A 17,049-nucleotide genomic window follows, 5' to 3' on the forward strand; every position below is an offset into this window, starting at 1 on the left:
GCCACATAAGAGGAACGGTGTCTAAACGCATCCGCCCCGCGCGCTCGGGCAGGAGCGGCGGGGCGGCGGTTCCCGTTTGTGGGAATGCGTGATTAGAAGCGCTGTTGGCGCTCGTACAGGTCACGATAATGTTGCAGGCGGGTTACGCGCAAACCGGCCATACCGCTGCGGTCGATCGAACGCTGCCACCCGGCAAACTCTTCCAGCGTCAGGCCGTAGCGTTCGCACGCCTCGTCCACGGTCAACAGCCCGCCGTTCACCGCAGCCACTACTTCGGCCTTGCGGCGCACGACCCAGCGGGTCGTCGAGGGCGGCGGCAGCGTGTCGAGCGTCAGCGGCTCACCCAAAGGGCCAATGACTTGAGCCGGCCTGATTTTCTGGTTCTCGATCATATTCATTCCATTCCCGGACCGTTGCCAACGGAGCGTTCGGCGTTGAGAGGTCCTTCTAAATCAACATGTTTGACCATCGGCTGAAACGCCTTGGTAAACGGGGTCTTCATTTCTGCCTTTACCGCCGTATCGCTGTCCTGTTCCGGGACAGTGCGTATCGCCAAATCGGCAAAGCGCACGGCCTTGGATGCTGCCTCACCCGTGATGCGTCCGTGCGCCAGCAGCATGGCGCACCCGGTTTCGTTGCTTTTGCCTTCGCCGCGTCCACGCCGCGCCGCGACGAGTCGGGCCGTCGGCGATGCGGCCTGACGCGCGCTGGTAACGGCCATAAGCACGTCGAAACCGGGACGAATCGCCGCGTCGCGCTTTGCCGCACGGGGGGGAAAGTCGAACTTCATAGCCTCCCCAATAACGGCAACCACCTAAGCGCCGGTAAAAGCGGTCTTCATCCCTCATTAGCGATGGTTAATGCGGTCGCTGGTGATGGCGCGGCAGGCGGCAAGCTGGCGTTGCTGCTGCTGCGGCGCTATGGGCGCGGCAATCATGTCCGCTGCCACCACCCTTGACGCCCTTGCCGGCGATTTTCAGCTTGCCGCCCCGTTGGCGGGCAAGCGCATTGTTGTTGCTATGTCGGGCGGCGTCGATTCCAGCGTGGTCGCTGCGCTGGCAGCACGCTCGGGGGCGGAGGTGATTGGTGTTACCCTCCAGCTGTACGACAGCGGTGCCAAAGCGCGTCGTCCCGGTGCCTGCTGCGCGGGGCAAGATATTCGCGATGCGCGCGCGGTCGCCGACCGGCTGGGTTTTGCGCACTATGTCCATGATCATGAAAGCCGGTTTCGCGATTCGGTGATCGACCAGTTTGCCGACGAATATCTCGCCGGACGTACACCCATCCCCTGCGTGCGCTGCAACATGGGGGTGAAGTTTACCGACCTGTTCGCGCTGGCTAAAGAATTGGGCGCCGACTGCCTCGCGACCGGTCACTATGTGCGGCGCGTGATGGGAAAGAATGGTCCCGAACTGCACCGTGCGGTCGACCCTGCCCGCGACCAGAGCTATTTCCTGTTCGCGACCACGCGTGAGCAACTGGATTTCTTGCGCTTTCCGCTGGGCGGCATGCCCAAAAGCGCGGTGCGCGCCATTGCTGCCGAACTGGGACTGGGCGTCGCTGCCAAGCCCGACAGCCAAGATATCTGTTTTGTGCCTGATGGAGATTATGCCGCGATCGTGCGCAAGGTTCGCCCCGACGCCGACGACGCGGGCGACATTGTGCACCTCGATGGCCGCGTGCTGGGCCCGCACAAGGGCCTTATCCACTATACGGTCGGCCAGCGTCGCGGCATCGAAATCGGCGGTCAGGCTGAACCGCTCTATGTAATCCGGCTCGATGCCGTGACGAAGCAGGTGGTCGTCGGCCCGCGCGCGGCGCTGGCGGTATCGGCGGCGGTGATCGACGACGCCAATTGGCTCGCCGAGGTCGACGGCCGCGCTGTGCTCGCCAAGGTGCGCAGTCTGGCCAAGCCCGTCCCAGCGCGGCTGGAAGGAAATATGCTGCGCTTTGCCACGCCCGAATTCGGCGTCGCGCCGGGGCAGGCGGCGGTGCTTTATGATGCCGCCAACCCCGACCGCGTGCTCGGCGGCGGCTGGATCGCAGCAACGGAAGGGGCCGTGCCTGCCGCTTGACTTTGCCGAACAAAGCCCCAGCGTGGGGGCAGGGGAGGATGCTATGATCAACTGGGTGGTACGCGGGGTCGTGTTGTTGTGGGCGGCGCTATTTTTGCTTACAGGGTTCCAGGGCCTGACCGCGGCAGCCCCCTATTTCGACCTCGCAGGGCCGCAGCTTGATCCTACCGGGCGCAACACCATTCGCGCCGATCTGTCCTCTTTCTTTCTGGTTGCGGCGGTCTTTGCCGTGATGGGGGTGCTGCGATCGGGCTGGACGCATGCGCTGCTGGTGCCGGCCGCGCTGTTTGGCACGGCGTTGCTGGGCCGCTTGCTGGGGCTGATCGCATTTGGCGATTCGCTTACAGCATCAATCACGCAGGCGATGATTGCCGAGGCGATTTCAGTCGCGCTGTTGCTGGGTGCTTATTGGCATCTCTCGCGCCCCGGTGGTGCGCCGTCATCAGCGGTCAACGCCGATCCCACCGGATGATTCCGAATTTACCCGTCGGAAACCATTTGCGGCTAATTTCCTTGGCCGGGTTAGCTAACAGATAATCGATATCGTCCTTTTCCGCTTACCGGAGCACGAACGATGGATCGCAAAGCCGAAGGTCGTCATCGCAGCGGCCGCCGTACGACAGATCGCCGCACGGTCGAAGATCAAGACTATGAGGGCCCCGATCGCCGCTCGGGTGAAGATCGCCGCGCGCTGGCCGACCGCCGTCGCCGTCCGCTCTAATCCGCGCTAACCGCACCCGACGCAATTAACGCGGCTATTGCTGCTTCGTCATATCCCAGCGCCGATAGCACGGCCGCGCTGTCGGCCCCTGGCGCTGGCAATTCTACCGCGGCAGCAGGGCGCTGCCCCCCCATCATGAGCGGCAGAGTGGGCAATCGCGTAACCTCGCCATTATTCAGCCTAACCGGCTCAAGCCCGGCCGATGCTGCAAGATGCGGATCGTCAAACAGCTCTTCGGGCTTGCCGATAGGGGCAAAGGGCAATCCGCTGCCGTCCAGTCGCGCGATGATTTCGGCGCGGGTGAAGCCCGCGATTAGCGCCCGAATTTCCGGCATGATGCGCTCGCGCGCCAACACCCGGTCATTGTTGCGGCGCAAACTCTCGTCCGCCCACAGCGCTTCGAGCGCGAACAGGGCACAAAATTTCTGCCACAGCGCGTCGGTGACGACGCCGATGAATACCGGGTCGTCTTTCGTCTCAAACACATCATAAATCGCCCAGGCCGACACGCGCGCCGGCATCGGGGCGGCCGGTTTTCCGGTCACGGCATATTGTGCCATGTGCTGGCCGACCAGATAGACAGTGGTTTCGAACAGGCTGGCCATGACCATTTGGCCCGCGCCGGTGCGGTGGCGTTCCTCCAGCGCGGCCAATATGCCAATCACGCCGAACATCCCGCCCGTTACGTCGATCACGCTCGCGCCCGCGCGCAGTGGCTTGCCGGGCGGGCCGGTCATATAGGCAAGACCGCCCATCATCTGCGCAACCTCGTCAAGCGCGGTGCGCTGCTCATAGGGACCGGGCAGAAACCCCTTTTCGCTGCAATAGATAAGGCGGGGGTTGGCTTCGCGTAGTGCGTCGTACCCCAGCCCCAGCCGGTCGAGCGCCCCGGGGCGGAAATTTTCGACCAAAATGTCGGCGCGTTCGCTGAGTTCGCGGGCGATTTTCAGGCCGTTGGCGGATTTCAGATCAAGACAGATGCTCGCCTTATGCCGGTTGTACATCGGGAAATAGCCCGCGCCCGACCCGAGCAAACGCCGCGTCTGGTCACCGCCAACGGGCTCGACGCGGATGACCTCCGCGCCCAGGCTGGCGAGGATATGGCCCACGGTGGGGCCCATCACCATGTGCGTGAATTCGATGACCTTCAGGCCGGACAGCGGCGTCGGTCCACTCATGCGCGCGCCTCCCACCCCAGCGGCAGCCCGGCATCGGGGGTAAAGCCATAGAGCGGCTCACCCGGCAGCGCCGCCGCGACAATGTCGCGAACTTTCAGCAGCGCGTTGAGATCGATCCCCGTTTCCACCCCCATGGCCGCCAGCATGAACGCCAGATCCTCGGTCACAATATTTCCCGATGCGCCCGGCGCGAAGGGACAACCGCCGATCCCGCCGAGCGAGCTATCCAGCGTGGTGATGCCCTCCTCCAATCCCGCGAGCGCATTGGCGAGGCCCAGCCCGCGCGTGTTGTGGAGGTGCAGCGTCGTCATCTTGTCGGCCCCCACCGCCGCGCGCACCTTGCGCACCAGCCGTTTGACCTGCGCCGGATCAGCATAACCCGTCGTGTCGGACAGGCTGAATTCCATGGCTCCGGCCTCTGCGGCGGCTTCGGCGAGGTGCACGACTTGATCCTCAGGGATTGCCCCCTCCATCGTGCAGCCAAAGGCGGTGGAAAGCCCGACCGCGAAGTGGATGTTCGCCGCACGCGCAATCGTTGCCACCGCGCCAATCTCTGCGATCATCTCGGCATGCGATTTGCGAACATTTTTCAGGCTGTGGGATTCAGACATGCTGAACGGGATGGACATGGCGTCCACCCCGGCCTCGGCCGCGCGCGCGGCGCCCTTGGCGTTGGGCACCAGTGCGACCACATTCAGACCGGGGATGGTTTTGGCGAAAGCGACAACCTCGGCGGTATCGGCCATTTGCGGTAACAATGATGGCGGTACGAAGCTGCCCACTTCAATCTCGCGCACCCCGGCGGCGGCCTCGGCAGCGATCCATGCCTTTTTGGCTTCGAGCGGCATCACCCGGTCAATCGACTGCAACCCGTCGCGCGGCCCGACTTCAGAGATGAGGATTGAGCTCATGAGGGCTTCTCCAGGTAAATCCATGGCCGCTTCGCCTTATCCCGCGCCTGCCAGGCGGCGATGGCATCGCGGTGCTTCAGCGTCAGATCGATCGCATCCAGCCCTTCCAGCAGCATCGCCTTTTCCTCTGTACCGATGTCGAAGTGATGCTCGCCCACCGTCTGCGCCGCCAGATCGACGGTGACAATATGTCCGATCATGCCTCTGATAGCCGGCAAATCGAGCATCACGGGAAGCAGTCCGTTGCGAATGCAGTTATTGTAAAAGATGGGTGCAAAGCTGACCGCGATGATGCAATCGATGCCGAATTCTTTGAGCGCCCACACCGCATGTTCGCGGCTTGAGCCGCAGCCGAAATTGCGCCCCGCCAGCAGCAACCGGGTGCCGATAAAGTCGCGCTGGTTGAGTATGAACTTGGGATCATTGACCCGCGCATCGGCATCGGCGTAGCGCCAGGGCGCGAACAATCCGTCGGCTAGGCCGGTCTTGCCGGTCGACTTCATCTCGCGCGACGGGATGATTGTGTCCGTGTCGATATTGTCGACAATCAGCGGCGCTGCGACCGATACAAGTGGCTGGGGAAAGGGCGTCATGGGGCCGCAATCATCCCCGCCAATGCACTCGCCGCAACGACCTCTGGGCTGGCGATGTGCGTGCGAATGCCGGGGCCCTGGCGACCTTCAAAATTGCGGTTGGTGGATGAAATGACGCGGCTGCCAGCCGGAAAACTCTCTCCCCCGGCGTAGAAACACAGCGAGCAGCCGCTCTCGCGCCACTCGAACCCGGCATCGCTAAAGATGCGGTCGATCCCCTCGGCCTCGGCGGCGCGCTTGACCGCGCTCGATCCCGGCACGACCAGCGCCTTGGCGATACCGGGCGCTATCCGCTTTCCCGCGACAATCGCTGCGGCACGGCGCAGGTCGGACAACCGCGCATTGGTGCAACTGCCGATAAAGGCGGCGTCGACCGGCGTGCCCGCAATCGGCTGCCCCGCCGCTAGCCCGATATAGGCCAGCGCACGCGGCTCGGCATCCGTCGGAATGACGGCGTCGATGGGTATGGTCTGCCCGGGCGAGGTGCCCCAGCTGACCATTGGGCGAAGGGCGCTAGCGTCAATACGGATTTCACGGTCGAACATGGCATCCGGGTCTGATTGCAATTCACTCCAGTCGGGCAGGGGGTCGGGAGCATAGCGCCGCCCGGCCAGATAGGCGCGCGTGGTATCATCTGGTGCGATAATTCCGCTGAACGCTGCAAATTCGGTCGCCATATTGCAGAGGGTCATGCGGCCTTCCATGTCGAGCGCGGCAACCGCGTCTCCCGCAAATTCGACCACATGTCCCGCACCGCCACCCGCGCCATGCTGCGCCAGCAAAGTCAGGATCATATCTTTGGCGGTAACTCCGGGTGCAAGCTCCCCTGAAAAAGTGACGCGCATCGTCCTTGGCCGCGCGACGCGCAGCGTGCCGGTGGCCATGGCATGCTCCGCCTCGCTTGACCCGATGCCCCAAGCAAGCGCGCCGAAAGCGCCCTGCGTGCACGTATGGCTGTCGGGTGCGATCAGCGTGCAGCCGGGCAGGACGATACCCAGCTCGGGCGAAATCACATGGGTGATGCCCTGATCGGGGTCATTCACGTCAAAGAGCGTGATGCCCGCGTCGCGGCATGCGGCGCGCGTTTCGGTGATGAAGCCCGCGCCGCCCGCCATCAAAGTCCCATCCCCGCGTCCCGGCCGCGTGTCGACAATATGGTCCATCACCGCGAAAATTCGCGCCGGGTCGATGATCTTGCGCCCCGCTTCGGCAAGCGATTTCAGCGCCGCCGCGCCAGTGCGTTCGTGCAGGAAAATGCGGTCGATGGCGATCAGCGCCACATCGCCGCCGAGATCGGCGACGACATGTGCGTCCCAGATTTTGGCGAACAGCGTCCGCACTATTGCCCTTCCAAGCTCCGCCAGTCCCGGGTCACAAACGTCTCCTGAATCGCCGTCCGCGTTTCGAGCATGCCACCCCGAATCCAGTGCCAGGTGCGGCAGCGATTCAGTCCGTCGTCCGAAATCTGGATCATCTCATACAGATAGAGCGAAGGATCGCCCTGTCGCTGCCAATAAAGCATCACCGAGCGGTTATATTCATCGAGCCCCACTTCAGCGGCCCAACCTTTGATCAGTTCATTGTCCCACCACACGCGGCTATCGCGATACTCGGCCGGGAAATCGCGCACCTCGGTGCGGCCGTCGGCCCATGTATAATGGTTGGTCTGGTGATAAGGAAAGGGTCCGCTATCGGGAAAGCGGCAGAACAGCCGGCTTTTGTGTTCGTCCACCTTTTCATTGGCGGCGTTGAAATAGGTGTAGGTGCCGTCCCACACGCCCTCGTGGCGCGCGAGCAGCGGCATGGCTTCGCGAATATTCATGTCAGTCATCCTGCTGTTGCAATGCTTGGGCGAGGGCTTGCGCGGATGTTGCGCGCAATAGGGCGCGGTGTTCGCGCGCGAGCCGCTCGGGCGTTATGGTGGCGGAATCAAAGGCAGACGCATTGGCCGCTTTGGCTTCATACCATGGGCTGAAAAAGTGTCGCGCGCGGACAATGCTCCACGCCGTGGTAAGGTGTTTGCCGTGCCGGTCGGGGGTCAGGTCGGGAAACAGGCGCTGGGGATCGCCGACGGGCGATGCCGGCAAGGAAAAGGCGGCTTTGCCCGTCAGTGCGCCAGCGACCGCACTGCCCAAACCCTGCCAAGCGGAGAAAGTCGTGGGCGCTCCGTCCGGCCAGTCAGAGGATAGTCCGTGGCCCGGCAGATCGATGCGAATTCCATTACCGGCGTCTAACAGCGCCCCTTCGCTGCCTGGCGCATGCGCCGCAACAAAATCGCCGCGACCTTGCCAATGGATAAGTCCATCAAAGCTGTCGGTCGCGACTGGAAGAAATCCGGCATCGCCATCCTCGGCATAATGGTCGACGACCGGTCCCGCATTGGCGCGCAGAAAATCCAGACTGATCGCTTGATGCTCCGCCGCTGTCGCCACCTTCCGCGCCGACCACCCTTGGGGCATGTCCCCCAGCCGGTCGATATGCGCCTGCAACGGATCACCGTCATAGGCCGAAATCAGGACCGGCGGCGTCGCGGCATCGGCAGACGGAATGTCGCGCGGCGCGCGCAGCACCGCGCCATAGCCCGCGCGATAGGCATCGCCCGCGTCCAGCATCTCCATGACGATGGCGTGCACCCGCGCGGGATCGTCGTGCGCGCCGGGCAGCCGCGCACCATCGCGCACGGCGAACCAGGGAAAGAACCAGCTTTGCTCCATGATGCGGTGCCACAGCCAGGGCAGATGCTCGCCATAGAGCGACGGGCGGAACGGCGGCAGATAGGCCTCGCCAAAGATCGCCATTTCCTGCGGCGTCCAAATGGCATAGCCGCCGACCGCCAGTCCGCTGAACAATTCAGGGTGGCGCTTCAGTGCGGTAACAAGGATGATCCCGCCCGAATGAAAGCCATAGGCGGCCGTGTGAGCCAGCCCGAGCGCGCGGGCGAATTCGACCACAGCATCGGCATAATCATTGATATCGGGATCCGCCTTGCCCAGCGGGTCCGACTGGCCAAATCCCGGTGTGTCTGGGGCGATGCAAGTGAACTCTGAGCCCCAGCGGCGCATCAAATCTTCATATTCGGCGCTGCTGCGCGGGCTTTGGTGCACCATCAGCAGCGGCGGCCCCTTGCCCGCCCGGCGATAATGGACGCGGCGGCCGCCAATGGTCAGATAATGCCGCGTAATCCGCATCAAAAGTTGTCCGGACAAATTGCTCTCGACAAGCGCATAGTCGCTGGTCCACAAGTGCGCAAGGTCGGCGGAGGGTCTATGACATTAATCGGCACCAAGATGGTCAGCGACGGGCGCACCGCGCGCCAGATTTTTGAAGAGGTCATGGCCAATCCCGCGCGCAAGAAGTTCGGTTTCGGAAGCAAGCTCGCTATCATCAACGTCGATTTTCAGCAGGCCTATACGCGCACTGATATGTTCGCCACCGCCTATGAAACCGACCCCGACCAGATTGCGCATGTGAACCGCATTTCCGCCCTTGCCCGCGCGCGCGGCATGCCCGTCATCTGGTCGCGCGTTGCCTATATGGATAATGCCGGCGACGCAGGGGTGTGGGGCACGCGCACCAACACGCCCGACAGCCTGCAAAACATCAAATATGCCAGCGAACGCCACGCGTTCGACCCGCGATGCCAGATTGACGCGGGCGACATGCAGTTCACCAAGCGTATGCCGTCGGCCTTTTTTGAAACGCCGCTCGCCAGCTATCTGGTGTGGCACAAGGTGGACACGGTGGTGGTCACCGGCGGTTCAACCAGTGGCTGTGTGCGTGCGACCGCCGTCGATGCGCTCAGCCACGGCTATCGCACCATCGTTCCCATGGAAACCTGCGCCGACAAGCATGAAAGCTATCACTTCGCCAATCTCACTGACCTGCAGCTCAAATATGCCGATGTCGAACCGGTGCAGGCGGTGGTAGATTGGCTGGAGGGGCAGTGACGGTGCGTGCGCCCCGCCCGCAAAAAGCCCCTCCCCGTCAGCGGAGGGGTTGGGGTGGGGACTGTCTCCCTTGCGCCATGCCGACAGCCCCCACCCCCGGCCCCTCCCCTGAAGGGGAGGGGAGATGAACCCCGACCCCAATCTTTATGACTATTTGCCCTACCGCGCCCGGCCCAAAATCAGCTGGCCCGGCGGCAAGAGCGTCGCGGTGTGGGTCGCGCCCAACCTCGAATATTATGAAATCGACCCGCCCGCGCACCCGCAGCGCAAGGCGTGGGCGCGCCCGCACCCCGATGTTGTCGGCTACAGCCACCGCGACCACAGCAACCGCGTCTCGCATTGGCGCATGGCCGAGGTAATGACCAAGCATGGTTTTCCTGGCTCGGTCAGCCTGTCGGTCGCGCTGTGCCAGCATCATCCCGAGGTGGTCGCCGATGCGGGTGCGCGCGGGTGGGAGTTTTTCAGCCACGGCATCTACAACACCCGCTACGCCTATGACATGGACGAGGCGCAGGAACGCGCCATCATCGCCGACAGCATCAAAACTGTGCGCGAGGCGACGGGGCAGACGATCCGTGGGTGGCTTGCCCCCGCGCTCACCCATACGCCGCGCACGCTCGATCTGATCGAGGATATGGGGCTCGATTACACCTGCGACCTCTATCACGATGACCAGGTGCAGCCGGTGAAGACGGCGGGGGGGCGGCTCGTGTCGATCCCCTACAGCCTAGAGGTCAACGACCATTATGGCTTCTTCGTCTATAATATGAGCCCACGCGACTATGCCGACACGTTGATCCGCCAATATGAACGGCTGGCAGCGGAGGGTGAGGCGAGCGGCACCGTGATGTGCATCCCGCTGCATGCCTATCTGATCGGCCAGCCGCACCGCATTGGTCCGTTCGAGCAAGCGCTGCGGTACATCGCCGAGGATGGCCGCGCCTGGATTGCGCGCGCAGGGGAGATTGTGGACGTGTGGCGGGGGCAGCAAAAGCCGTCTCCCCTGAAGGGGAGAGAGCCATGACCCTTGACCCCGCCTACCTCCACTATCCCCGTCGCCGCCATGGATATGACCATGGTCTTTACCCCTGGTCTGCTCTGCACGAACGCGCGCCAGTACGCTGGCCCGATGGGAAATCGGTTGCCCTGTGGCTTTGCGTCAGCCTCGAATGGTTTCCTATCACCCCCAGCGATGCGCCGTTCCGCGCGCCGGGGCATATGCAAACGGCCTATCCCGATTATCGCCACTATACCGCGCGTGATTATGGCAACCGGGTGGGCGTTTACCGGCTGCTTGACGCCTTTGCGAACGCGGGGCTGCGTGCAAGCTTTGCCACCAACAGCGCCATTGCCGGGCGATACCCCGAACTGATTGCCGATATCGTCAAGGGCGGGCACGAGATTATCGCGCACTCGACCGACATGAACGGCACCATTGCAAGCGGTCTGCCCATCGCCGACGAACGCGGCTTGATCACCGAATCGCTCGATACGCTCGAACAGGCGACCGGCACGCGCCCCGCTGGCTGGCTCTCCATCGCGCGCTCGCAAAGCTGGAATACGCCGGATCTGCTGCGCGAAGCCGGGGTCAAATTTTGCTGTGACTGGGTAAATGATGAACTGCCCTATCGCTTCAGCAACGGCCTCATCAACCTGCCGCTCAATCACGAACTCAGCGACCGCCAGATCATCACCGTGCAGCAGCAGTCGGCCGACAGCTATGCGCAGCAAATGCGCGATGCGTTCGACTGGCTGGCGCGCGAAGCGGCAGCGCAGGGCGGCGGGCGGATGCTGCCGCTGCACCTCACCCCCTATATCATGGCGCTGCCGTACCGGATTGGGGCACTCGAAGCCTTGCTGACGGACCTTGCCACGCGTCCCGAATGCTGGAATGCCATCGGCGGGGATATCGTCACCACCTGGGAGCATATGGTGGAGAAGGGGCAGCAGTGAAGGTTCGCAATCCGCGCACCGGCCAGTTCGATTATGCCATCGCACCGCTGCGCGACAGCGCGCTCGATGCGCTCGAACTGCGCCTGCGCAGCGCGCAGCCCGCTTGGGCGTCGCGCACACCCGAAGAGCGCGGCGCCCTGCTGCTCAAGCTCGCCAACGCCGTCGCGGCGCATGCCAGCGCAATTGCCGATGCTTTGGTGATGGACACTGGGCGCAAGGCGATTTCCTTTCTGGAGGTAGCGGGCATTCCGCAATCACTGCGCCGCTGGGCCGGGATCGCGCCAACCATCATCCGAAATGCGACGGTGGTGGGGCAGGACAGCGCCACTCCTGGCATTGCCATCGACACGCGGCTGGTTGCCTATCCGCTGGTCGGCGTCATCAGTCCGTGGAATTTTCCGCTAACGCTAGCGCTGATTGACGCCATCCCTGCGCTCGCGGCGGGCAGCGCGGTCATTGTCAAACCGTCGGAGGTCACGCCGCGCTTCATCCGCCCCCTGCTCGCGGCGGTGGCTGCTGTGCCTGAAGTTGCCAGCGTGCTGGCGATTATCGAAGGCGATGGTGCGACGGGCGCAGCGTTGGTGGAGCGCGCCGACTATATCGCCTTTACCGGTTCGGTCGCGACCGGTCGCAAGGTCGCCGAAGCCGCCGCGCGCGCCTTCATTCCCGCCAGCCTGGAACTGGGCGGCAAGGATCCGATGATTGTGCTTGCCAGCGCGCATGTGGCCACTGCCGCGCAAACCGCATTGCGCGCCAGCGTTGTCAACGCGGGACAGGCGTGCCAGTCGATCGAACGCGTCTATGTCGATCGCAGCATTGGCGAGGCGTTTCTGACGGAATTGGTCGCGGCGGCGCAAGCAGTGCGGCTCAACTATCCCGACATCGAGCAGGGCGATATCGGCCCGTTTATCTTTGCGCGGCAGGCCGAGATCGTCGATGCGCAAATCAAGGATGCGCTGGCCAAGGGTGCGCGGCTGCTGTGCGGCGGCCAAATCGAGCAACTGGGCGGCGGGCTATATTTGCGCCCGACGGTGCTTGCCGACGTTACGCCAGATATGGCGGTGATGACCGAGGAAACTTTCGGTCCAGTTATTCCGGTCACGATGTTTGACACGGTCGAAGAAGCGTTGACGCTGGCCAACAGCGGGGTTTTCGGCTTGTCGGGTGCGGTGCTGGCGGGAACCGATGGCGAAGCGTCGGCGGTAGGGCGCTGGCTGAACGTCGGCGCGGTGTCGGTCAATGACGGTGCACTGACGTCGATGGTATGGGACGCGGAAAAATCCAGCTTTGGCCTGTCGGGATTGGGGCCGTCGCGGATGGGCGATACCGGTCTGCTGCGCTTCTTCCGTAAGCAAAGTCTGCTGCGCCAGTTCGGCAAACCGCTGCCATTGGCCGCCTATTCGGAAGAGGGGATGGAGGGATGAGAGCCGGATTATTGTGCGCAGCATTTTTGATTGGCGGGTGCAGCATCAATGTGACCGAAACTGCCCCTGCCAGCGCGCCCGTTACCAGCTCGCCGGGCGTTGAGCGCAGCGCCGAACGGTTGCCGACCGACATCCGCCGCACGACGCTGATCGTGCGCGACATGGAAAACAGCCTGCGGCTGTATCGCGACGTGCTGGGCATGAAGATCAACTACGACACTATGGTCACCATGTCGGGCGTCGCGCTGCCCGCCGGGCCACCGGGGGCGAAGGCGCGGCTGGTGCTCCTTAACGGCAATGATCCCTTCATCGGCTGGATCGGCCTGATGGAATGGATTGACCCAAAGCTGCCTGATCCCGGGCCCTATGCGACGCGCATGGGTATCGGCAGCCATGTTATCATTACCCAGACGGATGATGTTGATCGCCGCTGCGCCGAAGCCGCCAAGGTGCCCGGCGTGACAATGACTGCCCAAGCGCGCGACCAGAGCTATCCGGGCCGCAATGGCGCGCCGCCAATCAAGGTGCGCGGCTGCAATTTCTTTGATCCCGACGGGACGCTCATCGAAATGAACCAGCTGATCGGATGAGCGGGCTGCGTGCTGCCTTGCAAGCCGTCATGCCGGCCATGTTCCGGCATGAAGGTGTGTGGGAGGGCAGCTATCGCCACATTGGCGTCGATGGCGCGCTGATCGACGAATATCGTGTCTGGACGCAATGCGAACTGCCCGACACCGGCCCATACGCCTATGTTCAGCACAACCGGATGCGATGGGCCGACGGACGTGTGGCTGAATTTCATTTTGGCGGTGCGCTTGTTGGTCACCGGCTGATGTGGGACACCGACCGTTTTACGGGGCACGGCTGGCAAACGGAGGACGATCTCATCATGCTGCGGCTTGACCGCCGCGACGTACCGGACAGCCATTATGTCGAAATCATCGACATGGCCCGCGATGGGCTCAGCCGGATGCGCACCTGGCACTGGTATCAGGACGGGCAACCGTGGAAGCGGACGCTGTGCGACGAGCGGAGGATCAGATGAGCTTGTTTTTGATGCTGGCCATGGTGGGCAGCGAACCCGCGGCTTCGGTGCCATGCGACACGCCCGTTTATATGGTGGTGGCCGGCCCCACGCACGACCGCGCGCGGATGCAGGCATATGCCAAGGCCATTTTTGACAGCGGATTGTATCAGCAGCTCGGCGGCTATTACATCAACGCCCCGGTGCCGGTCGCGGTATTTGAAGGCGATGTGCCGCCCAATCAGGCGACACTGATCGTGCGCTTCCCCTGCCTCGCCAACGCGCAGGCCTTCTGGTTTTCCAAGGAGTATCAGGAAAAAATCAAACCGCTGCGGCTGAACCCTTCGGCGGGCGACTATACGGTCACGGTCTATGCCCAAATCCCGGTGCGCGCAGACATGGTGGGCAAGGTTGGCGACGCCGCGTACCGCACGGCATTTGATGCAAAGGGTGTGGAACAGGTGGCGAAGGATTAGCTAGGCGGCGCGCCCGTCCCTATCCATGCCGTCAGGGCGGCGGCGGCAACCACGACCAGCATTACCGTTTGCCAATTGGCCATGCGCGGCTGTGCGGTATCATCCTCAACCTCTTTTTGCCCGGTCAACATGGGGCCGATCAGATTGTCCTGCCGCACGACCGAGTAAAACGCTATCGCCGCCAAATGCAGACCCACCAGTGTCACGATGACATTGAAAAAGGTCTCATGCCATTCGGTTACCATCTCCGCCGTTTCATAGCTGACGAGATGGTTGAGCGGCCCCGCGACGAGCCCATATTCGTCCTGCGCGAAGAGGCCCATGCCAAGCTGGACCGATAGGACGGCGAGCAGCGCCGCCACGCTCCAGCCGCCCAGCGGGTTGTGGCCCAGCGGTGCGGCTTGCTTGCCGCGCAAATAGGCGAGTACCGCGCCGGGCCCTTTGATGAAACGGGCAAAGCGCGCCGGATCGCTGCCCATGACGCCCCAGATCAAACGGAGCACCACAAGGAACAGCATCGCTATCCCGAGGCGCCGGTGGGTTTCAATGTCGCCTTCCTCGGCGGTCCACCACAGCAGCGGGAGCAGCACGACAAATCCCCAGTGCGCCAGCCGCACCGGCAAGTCCCACAGATGTACGGCCCGATAGGGCGGTATCATTTATCCAGCCGGAACTGGTCGTGACAGCCTTTGCACGTGGCGCCGGTCGCACCCAGCGCGGCGCGCACCTTCGCTGCGTCGGTTCCGGCGGCGGCGGTGCGCAGCCCTTTGGTGGCGCCATCCAGCTTGGTGGCGGCGGCACGGAATTCGACCGGCTTTTGCCAGATGGCGGGCAAAGCTTCGGTCTTCACCCCTGTCTCGGGGCCGGTTCCGCGCGGGAAGAACCCGGGAATGCGTTTGCCTGCGCGTTCCAGCGCAGCGGCCTCACGCCGGATGACAGCAAAGGCGGGCGCATCCTTTTTCAGCTCGTCACTGATCAGCTTCATCGACCGGCCCATGGCCTTGAAATTATCCTGCCGCGCTTTGATCGTGTCGGGAGCGGCAGCAATGGTCGGAACCGCCAGTAGGACGGCGGCGAAGGTGATGGCGGCAAAGCGGGCTTTGATCATGGACTTACTCCTTTTGCGCCCCCAGAGTTGGAAAGCTAACGCGCTTTGGGACCGGTGCAAAGGGCTTTTCCGGATGACTTGCCACGCCCCAGCCGGTTTTTCGAAAAATGCAGCGACCTTCGCTAGCGCTGTAGCTCGACCAGTTCGTACCAGGTCATCATATAACCGCCCACGCCGCCCTTTAGAAAGATGGAGTCCGCGTCATCGGTAATCCATAAGTCGTAGGGTGGATGGGCACCAGCCATGCCCGCGCTGCCGTCATCGACAAACTGGAAATGCCGCGCCGGAAAGGTCCCAGCTGCAACGGTGACTTCTTCTCTGCCAACAAAAATGCCATCGATCTTCACCTGCGCGATCATCGGAGGCGTCGCGCCGCGATGGTCGGGGCTGGGCAGATAACAGTTGAATTTGTGCCTTGCGCCTTCGTGCTCCCACTTGTGCGAGCCTAGCATATAGCCGTCGGCAACGATCGGATGGGTTCCGAATCCGTCCAGAGGCAATTCCGCTTCAACCCGCTGCGACAGGCGGCCGATCGACGGGCCATAGCTTTCGCACTCGATGGTCCGCCCATCGAACCGCAACCAGCCCGTCCCCATGAAGGCGTCACCAACGGTCAGACGGACATGCAGGTCCATCGGCTGTCCATGTTCGTCAATGCCATAGATGATGTCGCGCATTACCGTTGGTTCTGGCTCGTCAATCTCGCAATGCGCCCGCAATACGACCTTTCCGTCGGCATGATGGGTGAACATGAAGCTTTCGAACCCGCGCGGCTGGTTCAACCGCTCCGGCTTTTTCGAACTATAGGCCAAACGCCCCTCGATGACGCGGTGTTTCATGGGATAGTCTCCTGCCCCTCGTTCATAGCCCCCAGTTTTTGCTTGCCAAGCGAAAGTTGTCCGGACAAATTCTATTTGACAATGGGGGAGGGTGACGGTGGATTTTCAACAGGTCGATCTGCTGCGTTGGGTGCATATCTTGGCGATGGTTTATTGGCTGGGCGGTGAATGGGGCGTGTTCCAGACCAGCTATCATGTCACCAATTCGGCGTTGCCGCTGGACGAACGCAAACGACACATGGAAACCGCCTATCGTATTGACATATTGGCGCGAACCGGAATTGTGCTGTTGTTTCCGCTCGGTCTGCATATGGGCTATATCTATGGGTTCGTGCCGCTCCTCGGCGGTGCGGGCCTATGGGCCATGTGGTGTTTCTTTCTGGCCTGGCTGGGGATGACCTGGGCCGCGTTCATCAAGCGCGAAACCGATATTGGGATCCGAATTACGCGGGCCGAGGAGCTGCTGCGCTACCCGCTGATCGGCGGCATTATCCTGTTGTCCGTGATGGCATTCTTGGGAAGCGGGCCAATCGAGGTGGGGCAGGGAAGCCTCTGGTACCCGACCAAGATGATCTTATATGCCTTCTCACTGTGCATTGGCTTGTTCCTGCGTTTCGTGATGCGCCAGTGGACGGTCTATTTCCGCGAACTGGCTGCCGGACCCAATGCAGCAATCCAAGCCAAATTGGATCGAGAGATCGCCCAGGCCCGCATCGCGGCATATGTCTATTGGATAACGATTTCAGGAATTTGCTTCTTGGGTGCGACCAAGCCGTTTTGAAAGGCGGGGCATGGGCGGC

Annotated in this window: 22 protein-coding genes; 11 read left to right on the plus strand and 11 right to left on the minus strand. The window is 62.7% G+C overall.

Annotated elements, in window-relative coordinates; translation table 11 throughout:
• Positions 1–92: 92 nt before the first annotated feature.
• Entirely contained in the window at positions 93–392 is a 300-nt protein-coding gene (gene sciP, locus AC2TC0_RS04675; RefSeq protein WP_484716315.1) for a CtrA inhibitor SciP, read from the minus strand.
• Between the two features lie 2 nt (positions 393–394).
• Positions 395–790, minus strand: a complete 396-nt coding sequence (locus AC2TC0_RS04680) for a hypothetical protein (protein ID WP_484716316.1) — start codon at positions 788–790, stop codon at positions 395–397.
• Positions 791–935: 145 nt separating this feature from the next.
• Here AC2TC0_RS04680 and mnmA point away from each other — a divergent pair, with 145 nt between their 5' ends.
• From mnmA to AC2TC0_RS04695, 3 genes are all read left to right on the plus strand, one after another.
• Positions 936–2,075, plus strand: coding sequence for a tRNA 2-thiouridine(34) synthase MnmA (gene mnmA / locus AC2TC0_RS04685; RefSeq protein ID WP_484716317.1), 1,140 nt, complete (start codon positions 936–938; stop codon positions 2,073–2,075).
• A 43-nt stretch (positions 2,076–2,118) separates the two neighbouring features.
• The gene (locus AC2TC0_RS04690; protein ID WP_484716318.1) at positions 2,119–2,547 is read left to right on the plus strand and encodes a hypothetical protein; all 429 of its coding nucleotides are present in this window, start codon (positions 2,119–2,121) and stop codon (positions 2,545–2,547) included.
• A 102-nt stretch (positions 2,548–2,649) separates the two neighbouring features.
• Positions 2,650–2,796, plus strand: coding sequence for a hypothetical protein (locus AC2TC0_RS04695; protein WP_484716319.1), 147 nt, complete (start codon positions 2,650–2,652; stop codon positions 2,794–2,796).
• Here the strand turns inward: AC2TC0_RS04695 and AC2TC0_RS04700 are convergent.
• The 6 genes from AC2TC0_RS04700 to AC2TC0_RS04725 are packed head-to-tail and all read right to left on the minus strand — an operon-like array spanning position 2,793 to position 8,666.
• The gene (locus tag AC2TC0_RS04700; protein ID WP_484716320.1) at positions 2,793–3,974 is read right to left on the minus strand and encodes a CaiB/BaiF CoA transferase family protein; all 1,182 of its coding nucleotides are present in this window, start codon (positions 3,972–3,974) and stop codon (positions 2,793–2,795) included. The genes AC2TC0_RS04695 and AC2TC0_RS04700 overlap by 4 nt on opposite strands.
• Positions 3,971–4,885, minus strand: coding sequence for a hydroxymethylglutaryl-CoA lyase (locus tag AC2TC0_RS04705; protein WP_484716321.1), 915 nt, complete (start codon positions 4,883–4,885; stop codon positions 3,971–3,973). Before AC2TC0_RS04705 ends, AC2TC0_RS04700 begins: the two co-directional genes overlap by 4 nt.
• Positions 4,882–5,478 (minus strand): 3-isopropylmalate dehydratase small subunit, encoded by a 597-nt coding sequence (leuD, locus tag AC2TC0_RS04710; RefSeq protein WP_484716322.1) that lies wholly within the window; start codon positions 5,476–5,478, stop codon positions 4,882–4,884. Before leuD ends, AC2TC0_RS04705 begins: the two co-directional genes overlap by 4 nt.
• The gene (locus AC2TC0_RS04715) at positions 5,475–6,821 is read right to left on the minus strand and encodes a 3-isopropylmalate dehydratase large subunit (protein ID WP_484716482.1); all 1,347 of its coding nucleotides are present in this window, start codon (positions 6,819–6,821) and stop codon (positions 5,475–5,477) included. Before AC2TC0_RS04715 ends, leuD begins: the two co-directional genes overlap by 4 nt.
• Positions 6,818–7,300, minus strand: coding sequence for a DUF3598 domain-containing protein (locus tag AC2TC0_RS04720; RefSeq protein WP_484716323.1), 483 nt, complete (start codon positions 7,298–7,300; stop codon positions 6,818–6,820). Before AC2TC0_RS04720 ends, AC2TC0_RS04715 begins: the two co-directional genes overlap by 4 nt.
• 1 nt (position 7,301) lies before the next feature.
• Entirely contained in the window at positions 7,302–8,666 is a 1,365-nt protein-coding gene (locus AC2TC0_RS04725) for an alpha/beta hydrolase (RefSeq protein WP_484716324.1), read from the minus strand.
• A gap of 78 nt (positions 8,667–8,744) precedes the next feature.
• Between AC2TC0_RS04725 and AC2TC0_RS04730 the strand changes: the two genes are divergently transcribed.
• The 7 genes from AC2TC0_RS04730 to AC2TC0_RS04760 all read left to right on the plus strand — a co-directional run bounded on the left by AC2TC0_RS04730 (position 8,745) and on the right by AC2TC0_RS04760 (position 14,302).
• A complete protein-coding gene (locus tag AC2TC0_RS04730) occupies positions 8,745–9,425 on the plus strand; it encodes an isochorismatase family protein (RefSeq protein ID WP_484716325.1) in 681 nt (226 codons plus the stop codon).
• A 124-nt stretch (positions 9,426–9,549) separates the two neighbouring features.
• Positions 9,550–10,449, plus strand: a complete 900-nt coding sequence (locus tag AC2TC0_RS04735; RefSeq protein WP_484716326.1) for a polysaccharide deacetylase family protein — start codon at positions 9,550–9,552, stop codon at positions 10,447–10,449.
• On the plus strand, positions 10,446–11,378 hold the full coding sequence (locus tag AC2TC0_RS04740) for a polysaccharide deacetylase family protein (protein ID WP_484716327.1): 933 nt from the start codon (positions 10,446–10,448) through the stop codon (positions 11,376–11,378). Before AC2TC0_RS04735 ends, AC2TC0_RS04740 begins: the two co-directional genes overlap by 4 nt.
• A complete protein-coding gene (locus AC2TC0_RS04745; protein WP_484716328.1) occupies positions 11,375–12,802 on the plus strand; it encodes an aldehyde dehydrogenase family protein in 1,428 nt (475 codons plus the stop codon). Before AC2TC0_RS04740 ends, AC2TC0_RS04745 begins: the two co-directional genes overlap by 4 nt.
• Positions 12,803–12,852: 50 nt before the next feature.
• Positions 12,853–13,392 carry a VOC family protein gene (locus AC2TC0_RS04750; RefSeq protein WP_484716329.1) on the plus strand — a complete coding sequence of 180 codons (540 nt, stop codon included), beginning with the start codon at positions 12,853–12,855 and terminating at the stop codon, positions 13,390–13,392.
• 29 nt (positions 13,393–13,421) lie between these two features.
• Complete coding sequence (locus tag AC2TC0_RS04755; RefSeq protein ID WP_484716330.1) at positions 13,422–13,847, plus strand: hypothetical protein; 426 nt, start codon at positions 13,422–13,424, stop codon at positions 13,845–13,847.
• The gene (locus AC2TC0_RS04760; protein ID WP_484716331.1) at positions 13,844–14,302 is read left to right on the plus strand and encodes a DUF1330 domain-containing protein; all 459 of its coding nucleotides are present in this window, start codon (positions 13,844–13,846) and stop codon (positions 14,300–14,302) included. The genes AC2TC0_RS04755 and AC2TC0_RS04760 overlap by 4 nt, the downstream gene beginning before the upstream one ends.
• Here AC2TC0_RS04760 and AC2TC0_RS04765 read toward each other — a convergent pair.
• The 3 genes from AC2TC0_RS04765 to AC2TC0_RS04775 all read right to left on the minus strand — a co-directional run bounded on the left by AC2TC0_RS04765 (position 14,299) and on the right by AC2TC0_RS04775 (position 16,249).
• Positions 14,299–14,961 (minus strand): cytochrome b/b6 domain-containing protein, encoded by a 663-nt coding sequence (locus tag AC2TC0_RS04765; protein ID WP_484716332.1) that lies wholly within the window; start codon positions 14,959–14,961, stop codon positions 14,299–14,301. The two genes, AC2TC0_RS04760 and AC2TC0_RS04765, sit on opposite strands and share 4 nt — an antisense overlap.
• Entirely contained in the window at positions 14,958–15,410 is a 453-nt protein-coding gene (locus AC2TC0_RS04770; protein WP_484716333.1) for a c-type cytochrome, read from the minus strand. Before AC2TC0_RS04770 ends, AC2TC0_RS04765 begins: the two co-directional genes overlap by 4 nt.
• A gap of 122 nt (positions 15,411–15,532) precedes the next feature.
• Complete coding sequence (locus tag AC2TC0_RS04775) at positions 15,533–16,249, minus strand: hypothetical protein (RefSeq protein ID WP_484716334.1); 717 nt, start codon at positions 16,247–16,249, stop codon at positions 15,533–15,535.
• A 175-nt stretch (positions 16,250–16,424) separates the two neighbouring features.
• On the opposite strand from AC2TC0_RS04775, the gene AC2TC0_RS04780 reads away from it, so the two are divergent.
• A complete protein-coding gene (locus AC2TC0_RS04780) occupies positions 16,425–17,030 on the plus strand; it encodes a hypothetical protein (protein WP_484716335.1) in 606 nt (201 codons plus the stop codon).
• Positions 17,031–17,049 lie beyond the last annotated feature (19 nt).

The sequence above is a fragment of the Sphingopyxis sp. sgz302558 genome, assembly GCF_057220455.1.

Bases quoted from the DNA above. Each gene is read 5' to 3' on its own strand.
- sciP (WP_484716315.1), bottom strand. From the start codon at position 392: ATGATCGAGAACCAGAAAATCAGGCCGGCTCAAGTCATTGGCCCTTTG.
- AC2TC0_RS04680 (WP_484716316.1), bottom strand. From the start codon at position 790: ATGAAGTTCGACTTTCCCCCCCGTGCGGCAAAGCGCGACGCGGCGATT.
- mnmA (WP_484716317.1), top strand. From the start codon at position 936: ATGTCCGCTGCCACCACCCTTGACGCCCTTGCCGGCGATTTTCAGCTT.
- AC2TC0_RS04690 (WP_484716318.1), top strand. From the start codon at position 2,119: ATGATCAACTGGGTGGTACGCGGGGTCGTGTTGTTGTGGGCGGCGCTA.
- AC2TC0_RS04695 (WP_484716319.1), top strand. From the start codon at position 2,650: ATGGATCGCAAAGCCGAAGGTCGTCATCGCAGCGGCCGCCGTACGACA.
- AC2TC0_RS04700 (WP_484716320.1), bottom strand. From the start codon at position 3,974: ATGAGTGGACCGACGCCGCTGTCCGGCCTGAAGGTCATCGAATTCACG.
- AC2TC0_RS04705 (WP_484716321.1), bottom strand. From the start codon at position 4,885: ATGAGCTCAATCCTCATCTCTGAAGTCGGGCCGCGCGACGGGTTGCAG.
- leuD (WP_484716322.1), bottom strand. From the start codon at position 5,478: ATGACGCCCTTTCCCCAGCCACTTGTATCGGTCGCAGCGCCGCTGATT.
- AC2TC0_RS04720 (WP_484716323.1), bottom strand. From the start codon at position 7,300: ATGAATATTCGCGAAGCCATGCCGCTGCTCGCGCGCCACGAGGGCGTG.
- AC2TC0_RS04725 (WP_484716324.1), bottom strand. From the start codon at position 8,666: ATGCGGATTACGCGGCATTATCTGACCATTGGCGGCCGCCGCGTCCAT.
- AC2TC0_RS04730 (WP_484716325.1), top strand. From the start codon at position 8,745: ATGACATTAATCGGCACCAAGATGGTCAGCGACGGGCGCACCGCGCGC.
- AC2TC0_RS04735 (WP_484716326.1), top strand. From the start codon at position 9,550: ATGAACCCCGACCCCAATCTTTATGACTATTTGCCCTACCGCGCCCGG.
- AC2TC0_RS04740 (WP_484716327.1), top strand. From the start codon at position 10,446: ATGACCCTTGACCCCGCCTACCTCCACTATCCCCGTCGCCGCCATGGA.
- AC2TC0_RS04755 (WP_484716330.1), top strand. From the start codon at position 13,422: ATGCCGGCCATGTTCCGGCATGAAGGTGTGTGGGAGGGCAGCTATCGC.
- AC2TC0_RS04760 (WP_484716331.1), top strand. From the start codon at position 13,844: ATGAGCTTGTTTTTGATGCTGGCCATGGTGGGCAGCGAACCCGCGGCT.
- AC2TC0_RS04765 (WP_484716332.1), bottom strand. From the start codon at position 14,961: ATGATACCGCCCTATCGGGCCGTACATCTGTGGGACTTGCCGGTGCGG.
- AC2TC0_RS04770 (WP_484716333.1), bottom strand. From the start codon at position 15,410: ATGATCAAAGCCCGCTTTGCCGCCATCACCTTCGCCGCCGTCCTACTG.
- AC2TC0_RS04775 (WP_484716334.1), bottom strand. From the start codon at position 16,249: ATGAAACACCGCGTCATCGAGGGGCGTTTGGCCTATAGTTCGAAAAAG.